Source organism: Trinickia violacea, from assembly GCF_005280735.1.
Lineage (GTDB): Bacteria > Pseudomonadota > Gammaproteobacteria > Burkholderiales > Burkholderiaceae > Trinickia_A > Trinickia_A violacea.
The window spans coordinates 3,467,531-3,492,037 of sequence record NZ_CP040077.1; the positions used below are offsets into that span (position 1 = coordinate 3,467,531).

The 24,507-nt window shown below is 67.0% G+C and carries 22 protein-coding genes; 15 read left to right on the forward strand and 7 right to left on the reverse strand.

Annotation, left to right across the window (positions count from 1 at the left end):
• The 5 genes from FAZ95_RS15870 to FAZ95_RS15890 all read left to right on the forward strand — a co-directional run bounded on the left by FAZ95_RS15870 (position 1) and on the right by FAZ95_RS15890 (position 3,719).
• Positions 1-594, forward strand: a complete 594-nt coding sequence (locus tag FAZ95_RS15870) for a DUF4865 family protein (RefSeq protein ID WP_137333315.1) — start codon at positions 1-3, stop codon at positions 592-594.
• Positions 595-637: 43 nt separating this feature from the next.
• Positions 638-1,495 carry a helix-turn-helix transcriptional regulator gene (locus tag FAZ95_RS15875; protein WP_137333316.1) on the forward strand — a complete coding sequence of 286 codons (858 nt, stop codon included), beginning with the start codon at positions 638-640 and terminating at the stop codon, positions 1,493-1,495.
• Positions 1,496-1,632: 137 nt separating this feature from the next.
• A complete protein-coding gene (locus FAZ95_RS15880) occupies positions 1,633-2,373 on the forward strand; it encodes an AzlC family ABC transporter permease (RefSeq protein WP_137333317.1) in 741 nt (246 codons plus the stop codon).
• A complete protein-coding gene (locus FAZ95_RS15885; protein ID WP_137333318.1) occupies positions 2,370-2,693 on the forward strand; it encodes an AzlD domain-containing protein in 324 nt (107 codons plus the stop codon). The genes FAZ95_RS15880 and FAZ95_RS15885 overlap by 4 nt, the downstream gene beginning before the upstream one ends.
• 258 nt (positions 2,694-2,951) lie before the next feature.
• A complete protein-coding gene (locus FAZ95_RS15890) occupies positions 2,952-3,719 on the forward strand; it encodes a DUF4088 domain-containing protein (protein ID WP_137333319.1) in 768 nt (255 codons plus the stop codon).
• A 74-nt stretch (positions 3,720-3,793) separates the two neighbouring features.
• On the opposite strand, the gene FAZ95_RS15895 is transcribed toward FAZ95_RS15890, so the two are convergent.
• Positions 3,794-5,215, reverse strand: a complete 1,422-nt coding sequence (locus FAZ95_RS15895) for an aminotransferase-like domain-containing protein (protein ID WP_137333320.1) — start codon at positions 5,213-5,215, stop codon at positions 3,794-3,796.
• Between the two features lie 415 nt (positions 5,216-5,630).
• Here FAZ95_RS15895 and FAZ95_RS15900 point away from each other — a divergent pair, with 415 nt between their 5' ends.
• Both FAZ95_RS15900 and FAZ95_RS15905 read left to right on the forward strand, forming a co-directional pair.
• The gene (locus FAZ95_RS15900; RefSeq protein WP_137333321.1) at positions 5,631-6,863 is read left to right on the forward strand and encodes an NAD(P)/FAD-dependent oxidoreductase; all 1,233 of its coding nucleotides are present in this window, start codon (positions 5,631-5,633) and stop codon (positions 6,861-6,863) included.
• A gap of 36 nt (positions 6,864-6,899) precedes the next feature.
• Positions 6,900-8,051, forward strand: coding sequence for a branched-chain amino acid ABC transporter substrate-binding protein (locus tag FAZ95_RS15905; protein ID WP_137333322.1), 1,152 nt, complete (start codon positions 6,900-6,902; stop codon positions 8,049-8,051).
• 83 nt (positions 8,052-8,134) lie between these two features.
• Here the strand turns inward: FAZ95_RS15905 and FAZ95_RS15910 are convergent, their stop codons facing one another.
• Together FAZ95_RS15910 and FAZ95_RS15915 are read right to left on the reverse strand one after the other, a co-directional pair.
• Entirely contained in the window at positions 8,135-8,485 is a 351-nt protein-coding gene (locus FAZ95_RS15910) for a hypothetical protein (RefSeq protein ID WP_254699726.1), read from the reverse strand.
• Between the two features lie 57 nt (positions 8,486-8,542).
• Positions 8,543-9,178: a GNAT family N-acetyltransferase gene (locus FAZ95_RS15915; RefSeq protein WP_137333323.1), complete on the reverse strand. Its 636-nt coding sequence runs from the start codon at positions 9,176-9,178 to the stop codon at positions 8,543-8,545.
• Between the two features lie 456 nt (positions 9,179-9,634).
• On the opposite strand from FAZ95_RS15915, the gene FAZ95_RS15920 reads away from it, so the two are divergent.
• The 6 genes from FAZ95_RS15920 (at position 9,635) to fumC (ending at position 17,436) form a co-directional block, all read left to right on the forward strand.
• On the forward strand, positions 9,635-10,144 hold the full coding sequence (locus tag FAZ95_RS15920) for a DUF1269 domain-containing protein (RefSeq protein WP_137333324.1): 510 nt from the start codon (positions 9,635-9,637) through the stop codon (positions 10,142-10,144).
• A gap of 237 nt (positions 10,145-10,381) precedes the next feature.
• Positions 10,382-12,064, forward strand: coding sequence for a SulP family inorganic anion transporter (locus FAZ95_RS15925; RefSeq protein WP_137333325.1), 1,683 nt, complete (start codon positions 10,382-10,384; stop codon positions 12,062-12,064).
• Positions 12,065-12,174: 110 nt separating this feature from the next.
• Positions 12,175-12,396 carry an RNA-binding S4 domain-containing protein gene (locus FAZ95_RS15930; protein ID WP_137333326.1) on the forward strand — a complete coding sequence of 74 codons (222 nt, stop codon included), beginning with the start codon at positions 12,175-12,177 and terminating at the stop codon, positions 12,394-12,396.
• 174 nt (positions 12,397-12,570) lie between these two features.
• Positions 12,571-13,962: an MATE family efflux transporter gene (locus FAZ95_RS15935; protein WP_137333327.1), complete on the forward strand. Its 1,392-nt coding sequence runs from the start codon at positions 12,571-12,573 to the stop codon at positions 13,960-13,962.
• Positions 13,963-14,222: 260 nt separating this feature from the next.
• Positions 14,223-15,983 carry a phospholipase D-like domain-containing protein gene (locus tag FAZ95_RS15940; protein WP_137333328.1) on the forward strand — a complete coding sequence of 587 codons (1,761 nt, stop codon included), beginning with the start codon at positions 14,223-14,225 and terminating at the stop codon, positions 15,981-15,983.
• A gap of 52 nt (positions 15,984-16,035) precedes the next feature.
• Entirely contained in the window at positions 16,036-17,436 is a 1,401-nt protein-coding gene (gene fumC / locus FAZ95_RS15945) for a class II fumarate hydratase (RefSeq protein ID WP_137333329.1), read from the forward strand.
• A 68-nt stretch (positions 17,437-17,504) separates the two neighbouring features.
• Here fumC and FAZ95_RS15950 read toward each other — a convergent pair whose 3' ends face one another.
• From FAZ95_RS15950 to FAZ95_RS39350, 4 genes are all read right to left on the reverse strand, one after another.
• Positions 17,505-18,008 (reverse strand): acyl-CoA thioesterase, encoded by a 504-nt coding sequence (locus FAZ95_RS15950; RefSeq protein WP_137333330.1) that lies wholly within the window; start codon positions 18,006-18,008, stop codon positions 17,505-17,507.
• An 85-nt stretch (positions 18,009-18,093) separates the two neighbouring features.
• The gene (locus tag FAZ95_RS15955) at positions 18,094-19,119 is read right to left on the reverse strand and encodes a GlxA family transcriptional regulator (RefSeq protein ID WP_175425626.1); all 1,026 of its coding nucleotides are present in this window, start codon (positions 19,117-19,119) and stop codon (positions 18,094-18,096) included.
• Between the two features lie 39 nt (positions 19,120-19,158).
• Positions 19,159-20,427, reverse strand: coding sequence for an MFS transporter (locus FAZ95_RS15960; protein ID WP_137333332.1), 1,269 nt, complete (start codon positions 20,425-20,427; stop codon positions 19,159-19,161).
• A gap of 141 nt (positions 20,428-20,568) precedes the next feature.
• Complete coding sequence (locus tag FAZ95_RS39350) at positions 20,569-20,706, reverse strand: hypothetical protein (protein WP_175425627.1); 138 nt, start codon at positions 20,704-20,706, stop codon at positions 20,569-20,571.
• A 270-nt stretch (positions 20,707-20,976) separates the two neighbouring features.
• On the opposite strand from FAZ95_RS39350, the gene FAZ95_RS15965 reads away from it, so the two are divergent.
• Positions 20,977-21,693 (forward strand): ArsR/SmtB family transcription factor, encoded by a 717-nt coding sequence (locus FAZ95_RS15965; RefSeq protein ID WP_137333333.1) that lies wholly within the window; start codon positions 20,977-20,979, stop codon positions 21,691-21,693.
• Between the two features lie 175 nt (positions 21,694-21,868).
• The gene (locus tag FAZ95_RS15970; protein WP_137333334.1) at positions 21,869-24,451 is read left to right on the forward strand and encodes a DUF6600 domain-containing protein; all 2,583 of its coding nucleotides are present in this window, start codon (positions 21,869-21,871) and stop codon (positions 24,449-24,451) included.
• Positions 24,452-24,507: the final 56 nt, after the last annotated feature.

Here is a 24,507-nt window from a genome sequence, read left to right on the forward strand (position 1 = left end):
ATGCTCACGCTGCACTATCCGATCACGCTTCCGGCCGACTACGACATGTCGATCATCCGGCGCCGCGTCGCCGAGCGGCATGCGCCGTTCGACACGCTCGCCGGGCTCGGCTTCAAGGCGTTTCTGATCCGCGAGCGCAATACGGGCGCACCCGTCAACGAATATGCGCCGTTCTACGTGTGGACGCAGCCGTTCAGCGCGCGCGATTTCCTGCTGGGGCCGAAGTTCGACGCGGTCGTTCAATCGTTCGGCCGGCCGACGGCATTCGAAGGGATCGTCGCCGCGCTGCACTTGAACGGCGACCAACAAGCGTTCCGCGCGGCACGCAGCATGACCGTCGAACGTTTCGCGCTGCGGCCCGGCATCGATCTGGCAAACTGGGCCGTCGACGAAAACGAGCTGCATCTGGCGCGGATCGACGAAGCCGGGCTGCTCGCGCGGGTCGTCTCGCTCGAAACCGGCAGTTGGACCGCCGTGCGCACCGAGATGTGGGCCGGCGCGGATATTGCGCACACGTCAACGGCGGCGCGCTACGAAGTGCTGCATGTTTCGACGCCGGATTGGCAGGCGCTGCAACCCGTGAACGACGAATAGCCGCTAGGTAAGCACATCGAGTCAGCCACGCATCAGCATCGCCATGTCCGACCGCCCTTTCCGCAATTCCGTCCGCTACTGGCGCACCCCGCTTCTGCCGGGTGCGGACATGGTGACGGCCGAATACCTCGACCACGAGTTCGCGCCGCACTGGCACGACGCGTACACGATTCCCGTGATCGAAGCGGGCGCCGAAATGTACGACTATCTCGGTTCGCACCATATCGCGGAGACAGGTACCGTGCCGGTCATCAACCCAGGCGAGGTGCACACGGGTTCGCGCGCCAACGAGCACGGGTGGCAGTACCGAGTCTGCTACGTACCGGTCGATTTCCTCCAGCGGCTCGCCGACGACATCGCCGGGCGTGCGCAGCCGCTGCCCTGGTTTCCAGCGGACGTCATTCGCGACCCCGACCTCGCGCGCCGGGTGTCGACCGCGCACCGGCTGCTCGAAGCCGCCGGCGATTCTCCGGGCGGCGACCCGCCGGGCGGCGATCCGCTCGCCGCCGAAGCTGCGCTGATCGACGCGCTATCGACTCTGCTCGTCCGGCACGCCCGCAACGAGCCCGAACCGGCTCGACTCTTGGCCGACAATCCGCGCGTCGAGACGATGAAGGCCCGCCTCGTCGCCGATCTCGCCGAGCCCGTGACGCTGACCGATCTCGCGCAGGCGGTCGACTTGTCGGCGTTCCACGCGGCGCGGCTCTTCACGCGCGAAACCGGCCTGCCGCCCCATGCGTGGCGCAACCAGGTGCGTCTGCAGCGTGCGCTCGGTCCGCTGCGCGCGGGCGTTTCGGTGGCCGAAGTCGCGGCGGCGACGGGCTTCACGGATCAGAGCCATTTCACGCGCCATTTCCGCCGCATGTTCGGCGTGCCGCCCGGGCGCTGGCAGTCGCGGTGACGCCGGCCGCGCCGGCACTTACATCGGCACTCACACCGGCGGCAAAACGAACCGCCGTCACGCCAAGGGGCAGGCACCGCGGACAGCGCAAGAACGTACAAGACCCGCCAAGGTCGTCCGGCTACGCTCGAGGACCTATGGAGAAGATCTTGAACGCACCCCGTCCCTTGAACGAATTCGCCGACGGTGCCCGCGACATCATCCCGATGATGGTGGGCGCAGCGCCGTTCGGCGTCATTTTCGGCACGCTCGTCACATCCGGCCCGCTCCACGTGTGGCACGGCCAGCTCATGTCGCTGGCGGTATTCGCCGGCTCGGCCCAATTCATCGCGCTCGGCCTCATTGCGAGCCACGCGAGTTTCGCGGTCGTCCTGGCGACGACACTGATCGTCAACCTGCGGCACGTCCTGTACAGCGCGACGCTCGCCCCCTACGTTGCGCACCTGCCCGCGCGCTGGCGCTGGACGCTCGGCGCGCTGCTCACCGACGAAGTCTTCGCCGTCGCCTACTCGCACTACCGGCACAAGCCGCCCGGCGCGATCGGCCCGCACTACTTTCTCGGCGCGGGCATTGCGATGTACTTGAACTGGCAGGTCTGGACGCTCGCCGGCCTGCTGTTCGGCGCGGCCTTCCCGCGTTTGCAGTCGCTCGGGCTCGATTTCGCGATGGTCGCGACCTTCATCGCGATCGTGATCCCGCAGCTCGTCGCGGTGCGCTTCGTCGCGGCCGCCGTGACCGCGGGCGTCCTCGCCTGTGTGTTCCAGGACTGGCCTTACAAGCTCGGGCTGCTCGCGGCGGTGGCCGCGGGCGTCGTGGTGGGCGTCGTGCTGTCGCGCCCCGGTCTGGTGCGCTCGCGCGCTGCGGGTGTCACGCAATGAATTACGTCCTCTTGATTCTCGGCATGGCGCTGATCACCTACGTGATCCGCTCGGCGGTGTTCGTGCTCGGCGATCGGATCGTGTTCCCGCCGCTCGTGCGCACCGCGCTCAGCTTCGTGCCGGTGACCGTGCTGACCGCGATCATCGTGCCGATGGCGGTCTCGCCGCACGGCGGCGGCCCCGAGCTCACCTGGCGCAACCCCCAGCTCGTCGGCGCGCTGGCGTCGTGCGCCGTCTGCGTCGCAACGCGCCGGCCGCTCGTGACGATCGCCGTCGGCCTGGCCGTGTTCTTCCTCTGGCAAGGTTTCGTGCTGCGCTGAATCAAAATCCCGATTGGTCTCAAGTTCCGCCCGCGTGAGCCGTTAAACAGCCGAGGTGCGCTGGACGGCGAACGCGGGCTTGGCCGCGCTCGCCGTAAAACGCAGTCCGCAATGCAACAGGAGCGCCGCATGCGCGCAGCGCCGTCCGGCTCGGGGAGGTGGTAAGCCGCCGGCGCATCACGGCCTTGCCGCGCCGGAGCGTCGGAGCGCCGGCAAAGCGGTAGAACTGACGCGCACGACGAGCCACCGGGACATCATATGGGTCAAATCACCCTATCACTGAAAGACGACACCGTCGCGTCGCTGCGCAAGGACTTCGAAGCGTTCGTGCGCGTGTCGCTGAAGCTCGATCCGCAATTCGCGACGCCGTCGTTCGAGGACTTCCTGCGCGCGAAGCTGCTCGACAACATGGTGCCGCTGACCGAGCACGCCGTGCAGCGGATGCTGCAGGGCGGCCAGTACGCCTGGGCGAAGCGCACGCTCGACAAGGAGTTTCCGGACGTCGTCGCGATCCTGATGCGGCAGGCGACCGAATTCGGCTTCGGCTTCGCGGTGCGCTCCGAGTGGACGCCCGACGAGCTCGCCAAGGCGTGCCGCGAATGGGCGACGGCGATCGTCAACGAGGCGGGCGGCGAACCGATGCTGATCGACCCGCTCGCGGCGCAGATCAAGTCCGCCGCGCAAGATATCCAATCGCTGGAAGAATCGATGCAGACACCTGCGTGGCGGTTGGCGGAATCGCTGCGGCAGCGGGTCTACGAGGCGAAGATCGCGTGCGAGATGAGCACCGGCAGCACGGCGCGCGAGAAGCTCGGCGAGCTGCGCGGGCTATTGAAGCTCGGGCTTGCGCACGGCTCGTTCCAGAAGCAGGAAGCGCAGCAGATGATGGAATTTCTGCGCCTGTTGAAGCCCGAGATTTTCGTCGAGGAACCGGACGACATCTTTTCGCGCATGGCCGTCTGGCTGCGCAACTTCTTTATGGCGCCGCGTCAGCCTCAGCAGCCGGAGCAGCACCGCACGCGGTAAGCGCGCCGGCGCGCCTCCCCCCCGATCGCTTTCCTCTCTCGATAGCGGCGCTTTTCATAAGCGCCGCCCTCCCCTCAAATCGTCCCGAACAGCGCCCGCGGCCGGTCGCGCAGCGTGTGCGCGAGGATCTGCAGCGCGCGCGTCAACTGCTCGCGCGATGCCGCGCAGGCGAGGTTGATCCGCACGCCATGCTCGACGGTCGAGCGGTCCACCGCAAACGCCGACGCCGGCATCGTATTGACGCCGCGCGCCAGCGCATTCGCCGCGTAGTCGTCCGAACGCCAAGGCGGCGGCACGCGCAGCCAGACGAACATGCACGCGGGATCGCTGTGCAGCAGCTCGGCCGGCAGCCATTCACGCGCGATCTCCTGACGCGCCTGCAGCTCGGTGCGCTGCGCTTCGAGGATCGTGTGCGCGGTGCCGTCCTCGATCCAGCGCGTGACGATCAGCGTCGAGAGCGGTGCGGGCATCCACGCCGTCGTGCGCACGGCCTCGGCGGCCAGCGCGGCGCCGTGCGGCGGCGTATGCAGGTAGCCGATGCGCAGCCCGGGCGCGAGAATCTTCGACGTCGAAGCGACATGGAAGGTCAGCTCGGGGCACAGGCTCGCGATCGTCGGCAGGCGCGAACGCAAGAGCGGGCCGTACACGTCGTCTTCGATGATCGCGATGTGATGGCGCCGCGCGATATCGACGAGCGCCACGCGGCGCGCGAGGCTCATCGTCACGACAGTCGGATTCTGCAGATTCGGCACGACGAAGATCGCCTTCACGCGCATGCGCTTGCACGCCTCTTCGAGTCGGTCCGGCAGCAGCCCTTCATCGTCGCTCGGAATCCCGACGATCTCGAACTGGAACACGGGCGCGAGCGCCTTCAGCCCGTAGTAGGTCAACTGATCCGAGAGGATCACGCCCTCGTGGCCCATCAGGCTGCTCAGGACTGCGTAAAGGCCGTGCTGCGCGCCGCTCGTCACGACCACGTTATCGGCGATCGGCGCGAAGCCCGGCGCGGCGAGCCATTGCGCGCCGGCCGCGCGCGCCCACTCGGGCCCCTGCGGCGGCTGGTATTCCTGCGTCTCGGGATAGCGCGGATCGCGCGCGAGGTTCGCCATCGTGCGCGCCAGTTGCGTGAGGAATTCGCCGGTCGCGGGGCGATTGACGGTCAGGTCGATCACCGCGTTCGCTTCGGCGGCGCTCGGGCTGCTCTCCGCGCGCGCGTGTACCGACGGCATCGCGCCCCCGGTGACGATCGATCCGCGCCGCTTGCTCGCGACGATCAGCCCACGCGCCTGCAGCTCCTTGTACGCGCGCGACACCGTCGACACGTTGAGGCCAAGCTCCTGTGCCAGGTCGCGTTGCGGCGGCAGACGGCTGCCCGGCGGGTAGAGCCCGCTGCGCACTTTCTCTTCGAGATTGCGCGACACCTCTAGGTAGGTGGCCTGGCGTCCCTTTGTCTGGAGATTTTCCTCACCATTTGTGTGGTTAATTTCGCTAGTCATTCAGGTAGCAACTCCATACAAAACATTCGTTCGCCCGCACAAATCTTGTCACGCAGCGCACCACATATGTCCACGGAACAGATACTAAACCCTTTATAGGGGCATACAGCAAGGACTTATTCGCCATCCGGCGATAACAGGCGTTGCCGTGTCGGGGAAAATACCTAAGTCCACACAAAGACAAATCAATTGCACACAAAAAATCTTTGTGTGAGTATGAGCTCATCGTTTGTACGGCGCCAGCTCGGCTGGCGCGATCCCGAACTGTAGTACAGGAGGAGAGGCTTGTGACAAATCGACAGCCCACCACCCCAGTGACGCCCGCTACGCCCCGACTCGGTAGCGTGGCGGTCGTATCGCTGGCTTTCGTTCTCTCGCGCAAACAGCGCGAACGTGCCGCCGACTGGAAAAAATAATGGCCGACGTCGCTGTCCTCGGTGCGGGATTCATCGGGCTGTCGAGCGCGTACTGGCTGCTGCGCGACGGCCACCGCGTGACGCTCTACGACGCGCTCGGCCCCGGTGAGGCCACGTCATACGGCAACGCGGGCACGTTCGCAAACTACGCGTGCATCCCCGTCAATAACCCGGACGTGTTCCGCAACCTGCCGCGCTTCCTGTTCTCGGCGACGAGCCCGCTCAGGATTCGCTGGGGATACCTGCCGCACCTCGCACCGTGGCTCGCGCGTTTTCTGTTGAACGCAACGCCCAAGCGCTACGAGCACAGCGCGAAAGCGCTGGCGAGCCTGCTGACGTGCGCTTTCGAGGGATATCGGGAGATGCTTTCGATCGATGGATTGTCGAGCTTCGTTCGCGAACGCGAATGCCTGTACCTGTACTCGAACGCGGACTCGTTCAAGTCGGCGCAACCGTCGCTCGCCTTGCGCCGCTCGCTCGGCGTGCGATTCGAACACTTCGAGCATGACGGCATTCGCGAACTCGAACCGAACCTCGCGCCGATCTTCGCGCACGGCACGATGTTCAACGACAGCTGGTTCCTGAGCGACCCGCGCGGCTTCTTGCAGGTGCTGTATGAATCGATGGTGCGCCAAGGGATGCAGCACGAGCGCACCGCCGTCCGATCGCTCGAACCGCAGAAGAGCGGCGTGCGCCTCGTCGACGAAGCCGGCCGCGTGCACGGCGCCGAGCACACGATCGTCTGCGCGGGCGCGCTGTCCGGCCGCTTCGCGCGCCAATGCGGCGACCGCGTGCCGCTCGATACCGAGCGCGGCTATCACGTGCGCTTTCCCGGCACGTCGTCGCTGATCTCCCGCCCGTGCGGCTGGGCCGAGCGCGGCTTCTACATGGTGCCGATGGACGGCGGCATCCGCGCGGCAGGCACGGTCGAGCTCGGCGGATTTGGACCACAGAAGAACCCGGAGCTGCTGAACCTGATCACGACTTCCGCGCAGGAAGCGTTGCCGGGTTTGCCGCAACCGGACAGCAACTGGCTCGGCTTCAGGCCGAGCCTGCCCGATGGGCTGCCGGTCGTCGGAGCGTCGAGCGCCTCGCCGCGCGTCGTCTACGCGTTCGGGCATCAGCACCTTGGCGTCACGCTGGGCGGCGTGACAGGCAGCGTCGTCGCCGACCTCGTCGCCGGCCGCGCGTCTCCCATCGATCTCGAGCCTTATAGCCCGCGTCGTTTTTAACCACCGCAATTGTCTGCACAAAAGAGGACGGACATCATGAAACGCCGAAATTTGGTAGTCGCACTAGCACTTGGAGTCTTGTGCGCGCAGGCGCCGTCGTACGGCGCGGACCCCACGATCGTGAAGATCGGTTTCGCCGCGCCGCTGACGGGGCCGGTGGCGCGCGTGGGCAAGGATCTGGAGAACGGCGCGCAGCTCGCGATAGACGAGGCCAACGCCAAGAACCCGACGATCGGCGGCAAGCCGGTCAAGTTCGTGCTCGACGTGCAGGACGATCAAGCCGACCCGCGCACCGCGATCCAGGTCGCGCAGAAGATGGTCGACGACGGCGTGGTCGGCGTGATCGGCCATTACAACTCGGGCTGCAGCATCCCGGCCTCGGCGGTCTATCACACGGCGGGCATCGCGATGATCACGCCGGGCTCGACCAATCCGGCGCTGACGCACCAGGGCTTCCAGAACGTCTTCCGCACGATGGGCCATGACGGCGTCGGCGGCGTGATCGCGGGCCAGTTCGCGGTGCAGCAGCTGAAGGCCAAGCGCATCGGCATCATCGACGATCGCACAGCGTTCGGGCAGGGTCTCGCCGACGCGTTCGAGAAAGGCGCGAAGGAAGCGAACGGCAACATCGTCGATCGCGAGTTCACGAACGACAAGGCCGTCGACTTCCGCGCGATCCTGACGACGCTGAAGGAAAAGAACGTCGACATGATCTTCTTCGGCGGGCTCGACGAACAAGGTGCGATGCTCGTCAAGCAGATGCGCTCGCTCGGCATGCCGACGCTACTGTTCGGCGCGGGTGCGCTCAAGAGCAATGCGTTCCTGCAGATCGCCGGTCCCGCGGGCGAAGGCACGCAAGACCTGGAGCCGGGCCCGGCGCTCGACAAGCTGCCTGCGGCGCAGGACTTTGCGAAGCGCTACAAGGCGCACTTCAACCAGGACGTCGAGCTGTATGCGCCGTTCGCTTATGACGCGACGCTCGCGATGCTCAAGGCGATTCACGACGCGGATTCGCTCGACCGCGCGAAGATCGTCGCCGCGTTCCCGAAGGTCACCGTGACGGGGGTGACGGGCAAGATCGCATTCGACCCGAACGGCGATCTGATCAAGCCGCCGTACACGTTGTTCGAAGTTCAGCAGGGGCAATGGAAGAGCCTGCGGACGGTGGGCGGCAATACCGGGGCGTGAGGTCTATCACTGAAGGTGGCGGCGCGAAGCAATCTCTCCGCGCCGCCATCGTCATGCCTGCACGAGTCGCCCGCGAGCAAGCGCTACGCTTTGAGCGTGATGGGATTCAACTCGATGTGCAGGATGACGAGCCAGCGCTTCGGGCAATCCATCGCGACTTGCAGCGCCGCCTGGCCGGCATTGTCCTCAGACTTGACGAAGCCCTTCTCGCGCGCGAATCCGTACGCGCGCCGTGCATCGGACTGCAGCCACAGCGTGAACAGCCCGCACGTCATGCAGCTGAACAGCCAGATCGTCTGATGGGAAATCTCCGGATCGATCTGCTGCGCGGCCAGCGTGAATACGGAGGTCAAAACCTGATTGGCCAAGAAGGCGATCGCAATCACCTTCGCCATGCCTCTCAACAGCATGGTGAGTCTTGAACGCTCGATCATCGGTGTGTCGTTGCCCTCGAATGTCGAGGATCTTCCTTTCGGTTCACGGTCTGAAAATCACGCTGCAAGCGCCCACGCGCGGCGCGTGACTTCGAGCGTCTTTGTCCACGCCGCCAGCGTGCGGGCGGCAGTCGCCGGCTTGCACAAGATCGCGCTGTCGTAGCGCTTGCCGTCGAAGCGCTGGAAGTCCGTAATGCGAAAGCCTTGAGCGCGATAGAACGCAACCAAATGCGCGGCCGGCTGCGGCGTATCGAGCGCCAGCTCCGCGTAGCCGCGCGTCGCGGCCCAGTGCTCCGCGAACGCAAGCAGCGATTTGCCGATCCCGCGGTTCTGGTACGTCGGATCGACGCCCAGCTGACGCACGCTCGCCACGTCGTCGTGACGGTAAAGCTCGCATGCCGAATCACGATCCGTCGCATAGAGCGTCATCGTGCCCACTACACGCCCGTTGCATACGGCCACGTAACAATCGCCGCGCTTCGCGCGCTGCTCGGTAACGAGCACGCTCTGATCGACGCATGTGCAGTTCAAGCCCATCATGCCGAGCCGCGCGAACGACCGGTGCAGCATGTCCGTCAACTGCTGGAACGAATCGCGCCTCGGATCGAAGCGCCGCACCACGACGCTGCCGATGCCGCGCTGGACATAGGCGACACGCGGAGGGTTCGTTGCTGCTTTTCGTTGCTTGCTCATGACAGCCTCCCTGGCGATCGTGTTGACGACTCGGCGTTCTCGTTTCGCTCGCCTCATTGCACTGTTATCGCTTTGCTATCTAACTGCCCGAAGTTTAGGGTTCGGCGTTTCGCGCTCGCAAGAAAAAATCTCGTAAAAAAACGAGACGTTCGGTCGGCAATCCTGCAGCGGAAAACGCATGCGCCGTTCGAGGTCTCGCGGGCGAACCGCTAGTGAACGTGCTCGAAGTCAGCCTCGAATTGCGCAGGCGGTTTGGCGCACCGTCCGCATCGTCCGCATCGTCGTAACGCAATTCGATCGAGCGCACGCTGAACATTCGGCCCCGGGTGCTCCGATCCGATAGCGACTATATTGGTTGATAAGGCCCTGTCGCCGATCGCCTGCGCACATTCGATGCCGGCCCGGCCAGCAGGGCTACGGGTATTCCCGCAAGGAAGACCCGAAGGGAGGCCCATCATGCGCCGCATCTACTTCCTCTTGCCCGACGTCCCGAGCGCGAAGGGCATCATCGACGAGCTGCTGCTCAAGCGCATCGAGTGGCGGCATATCCACGTGCTCGCCCGTCCCGGCACCCCGCTCGAAGACCTGCCGGAATGCACGCTCGCGCAGCGCAGCGACCTGCTTCCCGCGCTCGCGCGCGGCACGGCCGTGGGCGGCGCGACGGGCGCGCTGGCGGGTCTCGTCGCGATGGCGTTTCCGCCGGCAGGGCTCACGATCGCGGGCGGCGTCGTCGTGCTGATGACGCTGGCGAGCGCGGGTTTCGGCGCATGGACGGCGACGATGATCGGCGTCGACGTGCCGAACACGCGTCTGAAACGCTTCGAGACCGCGATCGAGAAAGGCGAGCTGCTGATGATGGTCGACGTGCCGAAAGACCGCGTCGATGAGATCGAAGCGCTCGTCAAGAGCCATCATCCCGAAGCGGACATCGAAGGCACGGACCCCACGATCCCGGCGTTTCCGTAACGGCTTCCGTCACGCCGGCGCGGGCCCGCGAGCTTGACGAGCCGGCATTCGCGAGCCGCCCTTGTTGGCATCCGAATCGGCATCCGAATCGGCATCAAAGCAGCCGCGCGCAACAGCGGCCGCCCTCCCCGTTTTGCCGTTTGCCTTGATTTTCCGCTTCGAATCACGGCACGATACGGTAACGTTCATACCGTTTTCACGTCATTCGAGCGTGCGAAAACTCTTTGGAAAACAGGCATGCGACTTAGCTTATTGAAGGGAATCCGACCTCTGGACCGGGCTGGTGCCCTTCGCGATGCGATGGCGGGCGCGACGCTCGCCTCGATGAACATCCCTCAGGTGCTCGGCTATGCGCGCATCGCGGGCATGCCCGCGGTGACGGGGCTCTACACCGTCCTCTTGCCGCTCGTGGCGTTCGCGATCTTCGGCGCGTCGCGGCACCTCGTCGTCGCGGCCGATTCGGCCACCGCCACGATCTTCGCGAGCCGGCTCGCGACAATGGCGCCCGTCGCGAGCGCGAAGTACGCGGCGCTTGCGGGCGTCGTCGCGATGCAGACGGCCGCGTTGCTCTTGATCGCGCGCATCTTCAAGCTCGGCTTTCTCGCCGACTTTCTCTCGCGCACGGTGCTGGTCGGCTTTCTTGCCGGCGTCGGCGTGCAAGTGGGCATCGCGATGCTCGGCGACATGTTCGGCGTGACCGTGACAACGCGGCACAGCATCGAGCAGCTAGGCCAGGTCCTCGATCAGTTGCCGCACGCTCAGCTCCCCACGCTGGCGATTTCGGCACTCGTGGTGGCGTGCATTCTCGCCTTCAAGCACTTCATGCCGCGGCTGCCGATTGCGCTCTTCGCAGTCGTGGCGTCGATCGCGGCGAGCTACACGTACCACTTCGCGGGTCACGGCATCGCGGTGATCGGGCCCGTTGCGGGCGGCTTGCCGTCGCTGCACTGGCCGCTCGTCGGCTGGCGCGAATCGCTCGAGCTGCTGCCCACGTCCGCGTCGTGCTTCGCGATGATCATCGCGCAGAGCGCCGCGGCCAGCCGCGCGTTCGCGGAACGCTATCGCGAGCCCGTCGACATCGACTCCGACATCCTCGGCATCGCCACGGCCAATGCGGCTGCGGCAGTGACAGGCGCGTTCGTCGTCAACGGCAGCCCGACGCAGACCGCGATGGCCGAGCGCGCCGGCGCGCGCAGCCAAGTGGCGCAGCTGGTGTTCGCGGCCGTTGTCGTCGTGGTGCTGCTGTTCCTGAGCGGCACGCTCCAGTACCTGCCGCACTGCGTGCTGGCCGGCATCGTGTTCACGATCGCCGTCGGCCTCGTCAACGTGCAGAGCCTGATCGCGATCCGCCGCGAGAGCCCCGGCGAATTCACGCTGGCGCTCTTCACGGCTGCGTCGGTGGTCGTGATCGGCGTCGAGCAGGGCATCTTGCTCGCGGTCGCCCTGTCGCTGTTGCGGCACGTGCGCCACAGCTATCGCCCGCACACGACGATGCTCGAGCCCGGCGCCGATTCGCGCTGGCTGCCCGCGCCGGCCACGCCGGGCGCCGAAACCGCGCCCGGGCTGATCGTGTACCGCTTCGGCGCCGATCTCTTCTACGCCAACGATCATTTCTTCGTCGATGAAGTTCGCGAGCTCGTCGAGCGTGCTCCGAATCCCGTGCGCTGGTTCGTGGTCGATGCGGGCGCGATCACCGATCTCGACTACTCGGCTGCGCGCACCGTCTCCGAGCTCTGCGAGACGCTGACGCAGCGCCAAGTCCAGGTGGTATTCGCACGCGTCAATCAATACCTGCATTCGGACATGGTCCGGCACGGCATCGCCGGCGTAATCGGCGAGACGCGCATCTTCCGGACGCTGCATGAGGCGCTCGCCGTCGTCGCGGCGGATGAAAGCGTGCAAGCGAGGCAAGAGGTCTGAAGCCTGCGGGCCGGCGCATAAACGATCCACAAACACGCGGCCCTCGCCCGCAACTGGCTTATGATGCGAGCCCGTCCCTCTCTTCGAAGCGTGAACACGCATTTCTCGTCATGGCCAATCTCAACTTCACGCTCACCGGCGACTTCGTCGAATTGCACAACCTGCTGAAACTCACGGGCCTCGCGGACAGCGGCGGCTCGGCGAAGGCGATTGTCGCGTCGGGCGCGGTGACGGTCGACGGTCAGGTCGAGCTGCGCAAGACTTGCAAGATTCGCGCGGGCCAGGTCGTCATGCTCGGCGACACGCGCATCGCCATACACGAGGCGGCTTAGCACGGGTACCGGCGCGGCAGCCACGGCACATCACGCGCCTGCGCGCGCTCGGTTCGGCGCCGATAGACCGCTCGTCTCATCGACAGCCGCGCGCGCCGGCAATATGCTGTCTGTTTCCGAAACAAGAAAGGTGCGCGCAAGCTTCGCCGTACCAGCAGGTTCTTGCAGGTCCCTATGTCTCAATCCCGTCTTTCTCACGCGGCCGTTACGCCGCCCAGCCTCACCCGCCACGCCGCCGACACGGCCCGTCTCGCCGCGCCGCTCGCGATCGCACAGCTCTCGCAAATGGCGATGGGCGTCACCGACACGATTCTGCTCGGCTCGCTCGGCCCCGACGCGCTCGCGGCCGGCGGCCTCGGCGCCACGCTCTTCTTCGTCGTCGTGACGCTGCTGCAGGGCGTGCTGACCTCGGTCGCGGTCAGCGTCGCCCATGCGCGCGGCGCGCAGGCCGAACACCGCGTGCCGCACATCTATTGGACCGGCCTCTTGCTTTCGGCGATGCTCGCGGTGCCCGCGTTCGTGCTGCTGTCGTTCGCGCATCCGATCCTGCTCGCGTTCGGCGAGCCGCCGACGCTCGCGCGCGACGTCGGCGAATACGCGAACATCCTGCGCTGGGCGTCGCTCGGCAGCCTGATCGGGATCGGCATGATGCGTTCGTTCCTGCCCGCGATCGGCGCGGCGAAACGCTTGCTGTGGGTGTCGATCACGGGCGTCGCCGTCAATGCGGTGCTCAACTACGGCCTGATTCACGGCGCGTATGGCTTGCCCCGGCTCGGCTTTCTCGGCTCGGCGGCGGCGACGACCTGCACCATCTGGCTCACCGCGATCGCGCTCGTGATCCTGCTGCACGGCCGCGAACGCTACCGGCGCTTCGTCACGGCCGCGCGGCCGAAACTGCCGCTGATGGGCGAGCTGTTCGCGATCGGCTGGCCCGTCGCGATCACCTATGGCGTCGAGTCGACGCTCTTTCTCGCCACCGGCCTCATGATCGGACTGCTCGGGCAGACGCAGCTCGCGGCGCATCAGATCGCGCTGAACGTCGCGTCGGTGTCGTTCATGGTGCCGCTTTCGATCGGCCAGGCCGCGAACGTGCGCGTCGGCTATTGGGCCGGCGCCGGGCAGCCGCTCGCGGCGCGGCACGCGGGCTTCGTCGCGCTCGCGCTGGGGGCCGGGTTCATGACGCTGTCGGGCCTCGTGCTGATTCTCGCGCCGCATTGGATCGTCGGGCTTTATCTGCGCCTCGACAATCCGTCCGAGGCGCCGACGGTCGCGCTCGCCGCCACGCTCCTCGGCGTGGCGGCCGTATTCCAGATCGTCGACGGCATCCAGACGGTCGCCGCAGGATGCCTGCGCGGCCTCAAGGACACGCGCATCCCGATGATCGCGGCGGCGTTCGGCTATTGGGGCGTCGGCTTCACGACCGGCTATACGCTCGCGTTCCACTTCGGACTCGGCGCGCGCGGCCTGTGGTGGGGGCTGGCGGCCGGGCTCGCGAGCGTCGCCGTGCTGCTCACGCTGCGCTTTCATAAGAAGAGCCGGCATCTGGCAGATAACCCGCCTGCATAAGCAAAGCATTCGTTATTGGTTGGCGCGCGGCGCGGCGCCGCGTACGATGAAATCGACTCCTCTGACAGGGTGTTTGGCCCGCGCTGCCGGCGGGCCTTCTTTTTTGCGCTTCCCTTTTTTCTTCTCGCGCCGCCGTTGGCGGGCACGCCACTTGCGGACCGGCTGTCGGGCTGACGGCTTCGCCAAGCGACTTCTCCTACCATGCCTTTTTTGTAGGCGGATCGCTCAACGAACGTCCCGTCTGAAGAAGCAACGCATCGATGGGAGAGCGACGCACCGTGATCGAACTTCGGCGGCCGGGTAATCCTGCGCGCCAGCACGCGCAGGACGCGATCGCGCGTCTTTCGTGGACACGTCGGACGGCCGCGCGTGTGATCCCGTGTGTGATCCCGCGTGTGATCCAATACACGGCCCTCTTCGTCCTCGCCACGCTGATCGCCGCCTGCGCAACGCGGCCTCCCGCCAACGCCCTCGATCGCCCCGTCACCCACGCGCTCCCCGCGTCGGCGGACACGCCGCTCTCCGAAGCCCTCGCTCCGCTCGAAAAGACCCATCCCGGCGCATCGGGTTTCGTGCTGCTGCCGCGCGGCGCCGAAGCGCTGCAGATGCGCGTGGCGCTCGCGCGCGCCGCGACGAAAACGCTCGACATGCAGTACTACATCGCCGACGAAGACGTCACCGGCAAGCTGATGCTCGCCGCGGCGCTCTATGCGGCCGACCGCGGCGTGCATGTGCGGCTCCTCGTCGACGACCTGAACTTCAAGGACATCGACAACACGATGGCCGCGCTCAACACGCATCCGAACATCGAGGTGCGCGTATTCAATCCGTTCGGCAGCGCGCAGCAGGGGATGTTCGAGCGCACCGAGAACGTCTTCACGAAAATCGATCACTTCACGCGCCGCATGCACAACAAGGCGATGATCGCGGACAACCAGATCGCGGTCGTCGGCGGGCGCAATCTGAGCGATGAGTACTTCGGCATGAGCCAGACGCTCGTGTTTCGCGATCTCGACGTGTTCGCGGCCGGACCGGTCACGCACGACATCTCGGCGAGCTTCGACACGTTCTGGAACAGTTCGGATTCCTACCCGCTCTCCGCGCTGAACAAGCAGCGCTTCGAGACGGCGGATCTCGACGCGACGCGCGACGCCCTGCGAGCCCATTGGCGCGACAACGCCGACGCCTACAACGCCAAGCCGCTCGACAAGACGCCGCTCGCCGACGGCATCGCGCAGCGGCAGTTGGATCTCACATGGGCGAAAGCGGAGTTTCGCGGCGACTCGCCGAGCAAGATCACCGCACCGAGCGACGCCTATCGAAGCCCGCCGATGCACGCGCTCGTCGAGACGCTGCAGACCGCGCAGCGCGAGGTGCTGATCCTGTCGCCCTACTTCGTGCCGCACGACGGCGGCGTCAAGCTGCTCGGCGAGCTGACGAAGCGCGGCGCGCGCGTGGCGGTGCTGACCAACTCGATGGCGTCCACCGACGCGATCTCCGTGCAGGCCGGCTACAGCCCGTACCGCGTGCCGCTGCTCGAAAACGGCGTCGAGTTGTACGAGTACAAGCCGGTCCACGAGACGAACGAGGGTCACGAGTCTGACGAAGCGCCCGAGAGCCTGACCGGCTCCGAATCGCGCACGGCCCTGCACGCGAAGGTCTACGTGATCGACCGCAGCACGCTCGTGATCGGCTCGATGAATCTCGATCCGCGCTCGGCGAAGCTGAACACGGAGCTCGCGCTCTTCATCCACAGCCCGCCGCTCGCAAACCAAGTCGCGCAATTATTCGACCAGGCGGCCACGCTCACCGCAAGCTACCGGCTGCGGCTCGCGACGCCCGCCGAAAGGGCCCAATTGCAAGGGCTCGCCGGGTCCACGTCGCGCATCGTGTGGACGAGCGAGGAACCCAGCCCCAACGGACCCTATCTGAAGACTTGGACACTCGACCCGGAAGCCGGCCTCTACCGGAACGCGCTCACGGGTCTATTCTTGTTGTTGCCTGTCGATTCGGAGCTGTGACGCTTGCAGAACGGCGCGCCGAATCCGAACCCTCTGTCAATTGGAGCAGAACATGACCGACGACGTACGCATGGAACGCGACACCTTCGGCGAAATCGCCGTGCCGAACGCGCACCTTTGGGGCGCGCAAACGCAGCGTTCGCTGCAGAACTTCAAGATCTCGACGGAAAAGCAGTCGCCCGAGCTCGTCAATGCGCTGGCGATCATCAAGCGCGCGGCGGCCGAGGTGAATCTCGGCCTAGGCGTGCTGCCCGACGACAAGGCGCGCGCGATCATGCAGGCGGCCGACGAAGTCATCGACGGCAAGCATCCGGGCGAATTCCCGCTCGCGGTCTGGCAGACGGGTTCCGGCACGCAGACCAACATGAACCTGAACGAAGTGCTCGCCAACCGCGCCAGCGAATTGATGGGCGGCGAGCGCGGCGAGGCGCGCAAGGTGCATCCGAACGACGACGTGAACCGCGGCCAGTCGTCGAACGACGTATTTCCGACGGCGATGCACGTCGCCGCGGCGTACGGCATCGTCAAGCATCTCGTGCCCGCGCTGAAGACGCTGCGCGCGACGCTCGACGCCAAGGCGCAAGCCTTCTCCGGCATCGTGAAGATCGGCCGCACGCACCTGCAGGACGCGACGCCGCTTACGCTCGGCCAGGAGTTTTCGGGCTATGTCGCGCAGCTCGATCAGGGCATCAAGCACGTCGAATCGGCGCTGCCCCATCTCTATGAGCTGGCGCAGGGCGGCACGGCGGTCGGCACCGGGCTCAACGCGCATCCGGAGTTCGCGCACAACGTCGCGCAGACGATCGGCAAGCTGACCGGCCTGCCGTTCGTCACGGCGCCGAACAAGTTCGAGGTGATGGCCGCCGCCGACGCGCTCGTGTTCGCGCACGGCGCGTTGAAGACCGTCGCGGCGAGCCTCATGAAGATCGCCAACGACATCCGCTGGCTCGCGAGCGGCCCGCGCTGCGGCCTCGGCGAACTGTCGATTCCGGAAAACGAGCCGGGCAGCTCGATCATGCCCGGCAAGGTCAACCCGACCCAATCGGAGGCCATGACCATGCTGTGCTGCCAGGTGTTCGGCAACGACGTCGCGATCAACCTGGGCGGCGCGAGCGGCAACTTCGAGCTGAACGTGTTTCGTCCGATGATTGCGCACAACGTGCTGCAATCGATTCGCCTGCTCGCCGACGGCGCGCACAGCTTCAACGACAACTGCGCGGTCGGCATCGAGCCGAATCAGGACCGCATTGAGACGCTCTTGAACGAATCGCTGATGCTCGTGACGGCGCTCAATCCGCACATCGGCTACGACAAGGCCGCCAAGATCGCGAAGAAGGCGCACAAGGAAGGCACGACGCTGAAAGCGTCGGCGCTTGCGCTCGGCTATGTGACCGAGCAGCAGTTCGACGAGTGGGTGCGTCCGCAGGAGATGGTCGGGAACGTGCAGAAGTAGCGGCACGCCGCCCAAAAAGAAGCGCCGTGACGGCGGACCGTCACGGCGCATTTCACATCAGGCTCGCGTCAGACCTTCCCCGACGCGATTTCCTCCGGCTTGAGTTCGACGATCGCGTCGAGCGCCGTCTTCACGTCCATCGCGTATTTGGCGATGCGCTTCTGCTCGTCGGTTTCCGGCACGAAGGCCGGCACCGGGATCGGCGTGCCGTTCTCGTCGACGGCGACGAATACGACCAGACAGTCGGTCGTCAGACGCAGCTGGCCGCTTTTCGGGTCGCCCGCCATCACCGTGACGTGGATATGCATGCTGGTGCGGCCCGTCGCGACGACACGCGCGCGCAGCTCAACGAGATTGCCGACAAGAATCGGCCGGCGGAAGCGAATATTGCCGACGCTGACGGTCACGCAATAGCGCCCCGACCAGACGGCGGCGCACGCATAGGCGGTCTCGTCGATCCACTTCATCAACGCGCCGCCATGCACCTTGCCGCCGAAGTTGACGGACGTGGGCTCCGCGAGAAAGCGGAAGGTGGTTTCGGAACGGTCCAGCGGTGCGGCGGGCGTGCTCATCGTGACTCCGGTCAGGCGAGGGTTCTCAATGAGCGGATTATAAAGGGGCAAATTGTCGCGTGCAGTGCCCGTCAATGCGCACGCATCAACCCGCACGCGGCGATGCGAAGCGCTCGCGATAGTCGAGCGGCAGGACGCCGAAGCGGCGCACGAATGCGCGGCGCAGATTCTGCTCGCTGCCGAAGCCGCATTCGAGCGCGATGCGCTTGAGCGGCCGCGCCGATTGCGCGAGCGCGCGCGACGCCGCTTCGAGGCGCAGCGCCGCCACCGTCTTGGCGGGCGTGCGGCCGACTTCGTCGACGTAGCGCCGCGCAAACGTGCGCGGGCTCATGCTCGCCTCTTCGGCGAGCCGTTCCACCGACAAGTCGTCTTGCAGGTTCGCGGCCATCCAGCTGTGCAGCGCGTCGAACGCGCCGCCCGCCGATGCCTGGGCATTGAGCGCGGCGCTGAATTGCGACTGGCCGCCCGGCCGCTTCATGAACACAACAAGGCGCCGCGCCGCCTGCATCGCGACGTCGTGGCCGAGGTCCTCCTCGATCAAAGCCAGCGCGAGATCGATGCCCGCGGTGACGCCCGCCGACGTCCAGACGGCGCGGCCGTCGCGCATGTCGCGGATGAAGATCGGGTCGGCTTCGACCCGCACCGCCGGGTAGCGCCGCGCGAGCAGCCCGGCGCTGCGCCAATGCGTCGTCGCGCGGCGGCCATCCAGCACGCCCGCCGCGGCCAGGTAGAACGCGCCGGTGCAGACCGAGCAGACGCGCCGGATCTGCGGCGCGCGGCGCACGATCCAGTCGACGAGTTCGGGCTGCATCACGAGGCCCTCGTCGGCCGGAATGCCGGGGACGATCAGCGTGTCGATCGGCACGTCGTCGAGCGCGTCGAGGCGTTCGGTGAGGATCGGCAGGCCGGGATAGGTGTCGAGCGCGCCGCCGTCGATCGACGCCACAGTCGTCCGATACGCGGCCGGCTCGCCCGCTTTGCCCGGACCGCCGAGTCCGGTGGCACGCGCGGTCAGCTCCGCGCGCCAGAACGCCTCGAGCGGACCCGCCGCGTCGAGCAGCACGAGATCGGGCGCAACCGCAAAAACAACGTGGCGAACTTCGGAAGTCATGTCGAAACCCTCGTTGGAATGACTCTTCACAGCGCCCCTTCACAGCGCCGCCACCGCCGCCGCGCGCGAACGCGACCACGCGAGAGCGACGGTCGCGAGCGCGGCCAGGCCGAGAAACGGAAAAATCGCCGCATTGACCGCGTCCCACCCGAAGCGGGCGAGCCATTGCCCGGCAAAGAGCGACGCCAGCGCGGAGCAGCCGAACGTCGTGAATTCGCTCGCCGCCTGCGTCTTCGCGCGCTCGCTCGGCCGATACGACTGCGACAACAGCGTCGTGCCGCCGACGAACATGAAGTTCCAGCCGACGCCGAGGCATGCGAGCGCCGCGTAGAAATGCGGCAGATCAGCCGAGCGCAGCGCGATCACGCCACACATCGCCGAGAGCGCGATCCCCGCGCCGATGACGCGCAGCACGCCGAAGCGGTCGATGAGGCGCGCCGAAAAGAACGACGGCGCGAACATGCCGACCAGATGCCACTGGATGATCTCGGCGCCTTGGCCGATCGTGTGGCCGCATGCGACGGCGGCGATCGGCGTCGCCGTCATCACGAACATCATCACCGCGTAGCCGAGCGCGTTGTTCGCCAGCGCGGCGGCGAAGATCGGCTGGCGCACGATTTGCGCGAGCGGACGCGCGGCGGCCGTCTCCGCACTCGCCACGTGTGACGACGGCCCGTGGCTCCCGCCGGGCGCCGCGCCGTCGCGATACACCATCAGCAACAGCGCCAGCGACGCCAGCCCGAACACCGTCACGACCGCATATGACCCGGCAAACGCGACGGGCGCGAACCAGTCCCGGCTCCACGCCGCGATCGCCGGACCGAGCACCGCCGCGACGACACCGCCCGCGAGCACCGTCGAAATCGCGCGGCTCTTGGCCGCGAAGCCGACCGCGTCCGCCGCGGCGAGGCGGTAGTACTGCGCGAACGCCTGGAACACGCCGACAGTTGCGGTGCCGCAGCAGAACGCGATAAAGCTGTGATGGAAGATGGCCCAGACCGAGATCGCGCCGCCCGCCGCGCCGACGGTCGCGCCGATCACAAAGCCGAGGCGCCGGCCGATTTTCGCCATCAGGAACGAGGCGAAGACCGTCGTCAGCGCGGCGGCGACCGTGATCAGCGAAAACGGCAGCGTGGCAAAGGCTTTGTCGCTCGCGAGCGTGTAGCCGACGATGCCGGTGAGCGTCAGGTCGATCGATACCGACGAGGTGTAGAGCGCCTGGCACAGCGCGAGCACGCGCGTATTGCGCCGGCCGAGGCCGGCTGCGTCGGATGATGATGAGGAGGAGGATTGAGCGAAAGGCGGCATCGACGGCCTCGGAGCGGATGGACGGTATTCGGATCGTCCCACGCTCGTGATTGGCAGAAATGCCAATGATGCATCAATTGCTGCCAGAGCATCGCGCGCAGCCGAGAGCGGACGATGCGAACAGCCCTCGCCCGCGACGCGTTACTTATGGAAGGTGATGCCTTCGTCGATGGTGCCGTACATCTCGATGCTGCCCGAGCCGGCGCTCGGCCCCGGGCCGCCGCCCGCGCAGGCGCTGCAGAGCAAAGCGGCCAGCATCGCCGCCAGGAACACTTTCATGACTGCCCTTTGGTTCGTCGCGTTGCGCGAAGGAAGAAATCGATTCTAGCGCAGCGGCGCACGCGCACTCATGATCCGGGCCGGGCTGTGGCGCGTCAGACCATGTTCCGTCTCCATCCCGAAGCCGCATTCGACATTTCGATTTAGCCTGAAACATCGAATGCAGCGCGGCGGTAGAGTATCGACATGCGCCCTTCCTCGCGGTGGCGGCCACCTCGAACCATCAGACCGGCCGCGCGGCACCGCCCCTCGTCCCTACGGAGATCCGCCATGCCCGCCCCGCTGCCCGACCACAACGAAGGCCATTTCCCCGGCTTGAGCCGCATCGGCTCGCTGCTCGCCGATCCCGGCCGCGCCGCCATGCTCTGGGCGCTGATGGACGGCAGCGCGCGCCCCGCCGGCGAACTGCAATTGATCGCGGGGCTGTCGCCGTCGGCGGCGAGCGGCCATCTCGCGCGGCTCACCGAAGGCGGCCTGCTCGCGCTCGACGTGCGCGGACGCCACCGCTACTACCGGATCGCGACGCCCGACATCGCGGCGTCCATCGAAGCGCTCGCCAACCTCGCGCAAGCGAGCGCGCCGCAGCGCGCCGCGCCGCGTCCCGCGCGCACGGTGCCGCTCGAGATGCGCTACGCCCGCACCTGCTACGACCACATGGCGGGCGAACTCGCGGTGCGCGTCTTCGAGAAGATGATCGGCGAGCGCTGGCTCGTCCAGGACGGCGACGCGATCGAAGCGACCGACGCCGGCGCCGCGAAGCTCGCGAGCTTGGGCGTCGACGTGGGCATCGAACGCGGACGCCGCCGCCGCTTCGCCTGCAGCTGCCTCGACTGGAGCGAACGGCGCGCCCACCTCGGCGGCGCGTTGGGCGCCGCGCTGCTGGAAAGCTGGTCGGAGCAAGGCTGGGTCGAGCGCGCGGAAAAGCCGCGCGTGCTGCGCATCACACCCGCCGGACACCGCCAATTCGACGCCATTCTTTCGACTTGAAAGCCGTTGAATTACGGCCGGCTTCGCGGCGAATTACGAATTTAGGGCACGGACATTCTTTGTTACAGACGACGATGGGAGACTTACAAAACACAGCGCTTTGATACAGGGACGAAGGCTAGAGTGATCTCATGGAATGCCGTAGCATCCCACCCGTCTCGGACCACGGACCATCATGAAAACGCCAACCACATCGCCTCGACTAACCCTCCGTCGCTTGACGGGTTACGTGCTGCTCGCCACCGCGCCGTTCGCGCTGGCGTCGCACGCGGCCTTCGCACAAACCGAGCCGCCGCAGGACATGCCGCCGCAAACCGCACCGGCCGCACAGCAAGTCGATCCGCCCTCGCGCGTCGCACGCCTGAACTACATGTCGGGCGCCGTGACGACCGAGCCGGCCGGCGCAACCGACTGGTCGTACGCGACGCTCAACCGTCCGCTCACGACCGGCGATCAACTGTGGAACGACACGAACGCCCGCTCCGAGATGCATATCGGCTCGACGGCCGTGCGTCTCGGCGCCTCGACGAGCCTCGACGTCCTCAATCTCGACGACACCAACGCGCAGCTCAAGGTCGCGCAAGGCACGCTGTCGACGCACGTGCGCGAACTCGCGCCCGGTTCGTCGTATGAAATCGACACGCCGAACGTCGCGGTCGGCGTGACCGGCCCGGGCGACTATCGCGTCGACGCCGCGCCCGACGGCAGCACGACGACGGTGACGGTCCGCGAGGGCTCAGTCACCGTCTACGGAGACGGCGGCCAAGTGCCGATGCAGGCCGGTCAGCAGATCACGTTCTCCGGCACGAATCTGCAGCAGGTGGCCAGCAACGGCACGCCCCCGCCCGACGCGTTCGATCACTGGGCGATGGGCCGCGATCAGGCCGAGGACCGCTCGATCTCCGCACGCTATGTATCGCGCGACATCCCCGGCTACCAGGATCTCGACGCGAACGGCACGTGGAGCAACAGCCCGCAGTACGGCGCCGTGTGGGTACCGAATTCGACGCCGGCGGGCTGGGCGCCGTACCACGAAGGCCACTGGGTCTGGCAAGCGCCGTGGGGCTGGACCTGGGTCGATGACGCACCGTGGGGCTTCGCGCCCTACCACTACGGCCGCTGGGCGTACGACGACGATCGTTGGGCGTGGGTGCCGGGTCCGCTCGTCGAAAGCGCGCCGCCCGTCTATGCGCCGGCGCTCGTCGCGTTCGTCGGCGGCGGAGACGGCGGTGTCGACTGGGGCGTGAACCTCACGATCGGCGGCGTCGCCACGGCGGGCTGCGCGTGGTTCCCACTCGGCCCGGGCGAAGTGTGGCACCCGAGGGAGGGCGGCTGGAGCCCGCGCTACTACGAGCGCGTGAACCAGACGGTGATCGTCAACAACCGCAACGTGAACATCACCAATATCAACAACATCCACAACACGTACATCAACTATCGCGCTCCGGGCGCGGTGACGGCAGTGCCGGCGACGGCGTTCGTCCACGGCCAGCCCGTCATGCGCTTCGCGCAGAAGGTCGATCCGCAGCAATGGCATAACGCGCGGATCGCCGCGGGTGCGCCGGGCATCGCGCCGGTACGCGAGAGCTTCGGGCCGGGACTGCGTCAGGCGAACTATCGGCCGCCGCAAGCCGCGATGGGCCGGCAGATCGTCGCGACACGCAACCCGGTCGTGCCGGCTGCGTTCAACGATCACCTCGCGCAGCGGTTCGCGCAAGGCGGCCAGGTGCCGGGCGCCGGCGCCCCGGTCGTGCGCAGCGCGCCGCCGGCCGCGTTCCGCGAACAGGGTGCGCAGCAGGCGCACGGCGCGCCCGGCGGTGCGCCGGCACGCGACGTGCGGCTCGTCAACACGCGCTCGCCGGTGATGGCGCCGATGCACGGTCCGGCACAGGCGGCCGAGCGTCCGGCTCCGGGGGCGCCTAGCGGCGCGCGTCCGGAATTCGGGCAGCAATCCGCGCCGCACGCGCCGATGGCCGCCGAGCATGGTCAGCCGGGCAACGGCGTGCCGCGTCCGCCGCAATTGATGGGCAACGCGAATAGTCCGCAGCATGCGCCGGGGCCGATGGAGCAACGCCAGCCGATGGCGCAGCAGCGCGGCGAGCCGGGTGCCGCTCCGGGCCGCGAGGCACAGCCGCAAGTGCCGCATCCGGAAGCGCGTGCCCCGCAGGCGCCGCAAGGTGGCGAACCGCGTCAAGAAGCCCGCATGCCGCAAGCACCGCAGGGCGGCGCGCCGCGTCAAGAGGCCCGTATGCCGCAAGCACCGCAAGGTGGCGCGCCGCGTCAAGAGGCCCGTATGCCGCAAGCACCGCAGGGCGGTGAGCCGCGTCAAGAAGCCCGTATGCCGCAAGCACCGCAGAGCGGCGCGCCGCGTCAAGAGGCCCGTATGCCGCAAGCACCGCAAGGTGGCGCGCCGCGTCCGGAGTTCCAGCAGCGCGAAGCGCAGCAGCCACGTCCTGAGCAGCATGCCGCGCAGCAGCCGCAGGCTCGTCCGCAGCCGGCACGCCCGGAACCGCAACCGGTTCAGCGCGCTGAGCCGCGCCCGCAGCCGCAACCGCAGGTGCATCAAGAGCCGCGTCCGCAGCCCCAACCGCAGGCGCATGCGGAACCGCGCCCACAACCGCAGCCGCAGCCGCAGCCGCAGGCCCGCGCCGAGCCGCGTCCGGAGCCGGCACGCCCGCAACCGCAGCAGCAGCCGCACCCGGAACAGCACGCCGAGCAGCACAGCGGCGGCGGTCAAAACGAGCACAAAAAGGAATGACCGGCACGCTGTAAACGACAAAGCCCGCGGCATGGTCCGCGGGCTTTTTTACATCC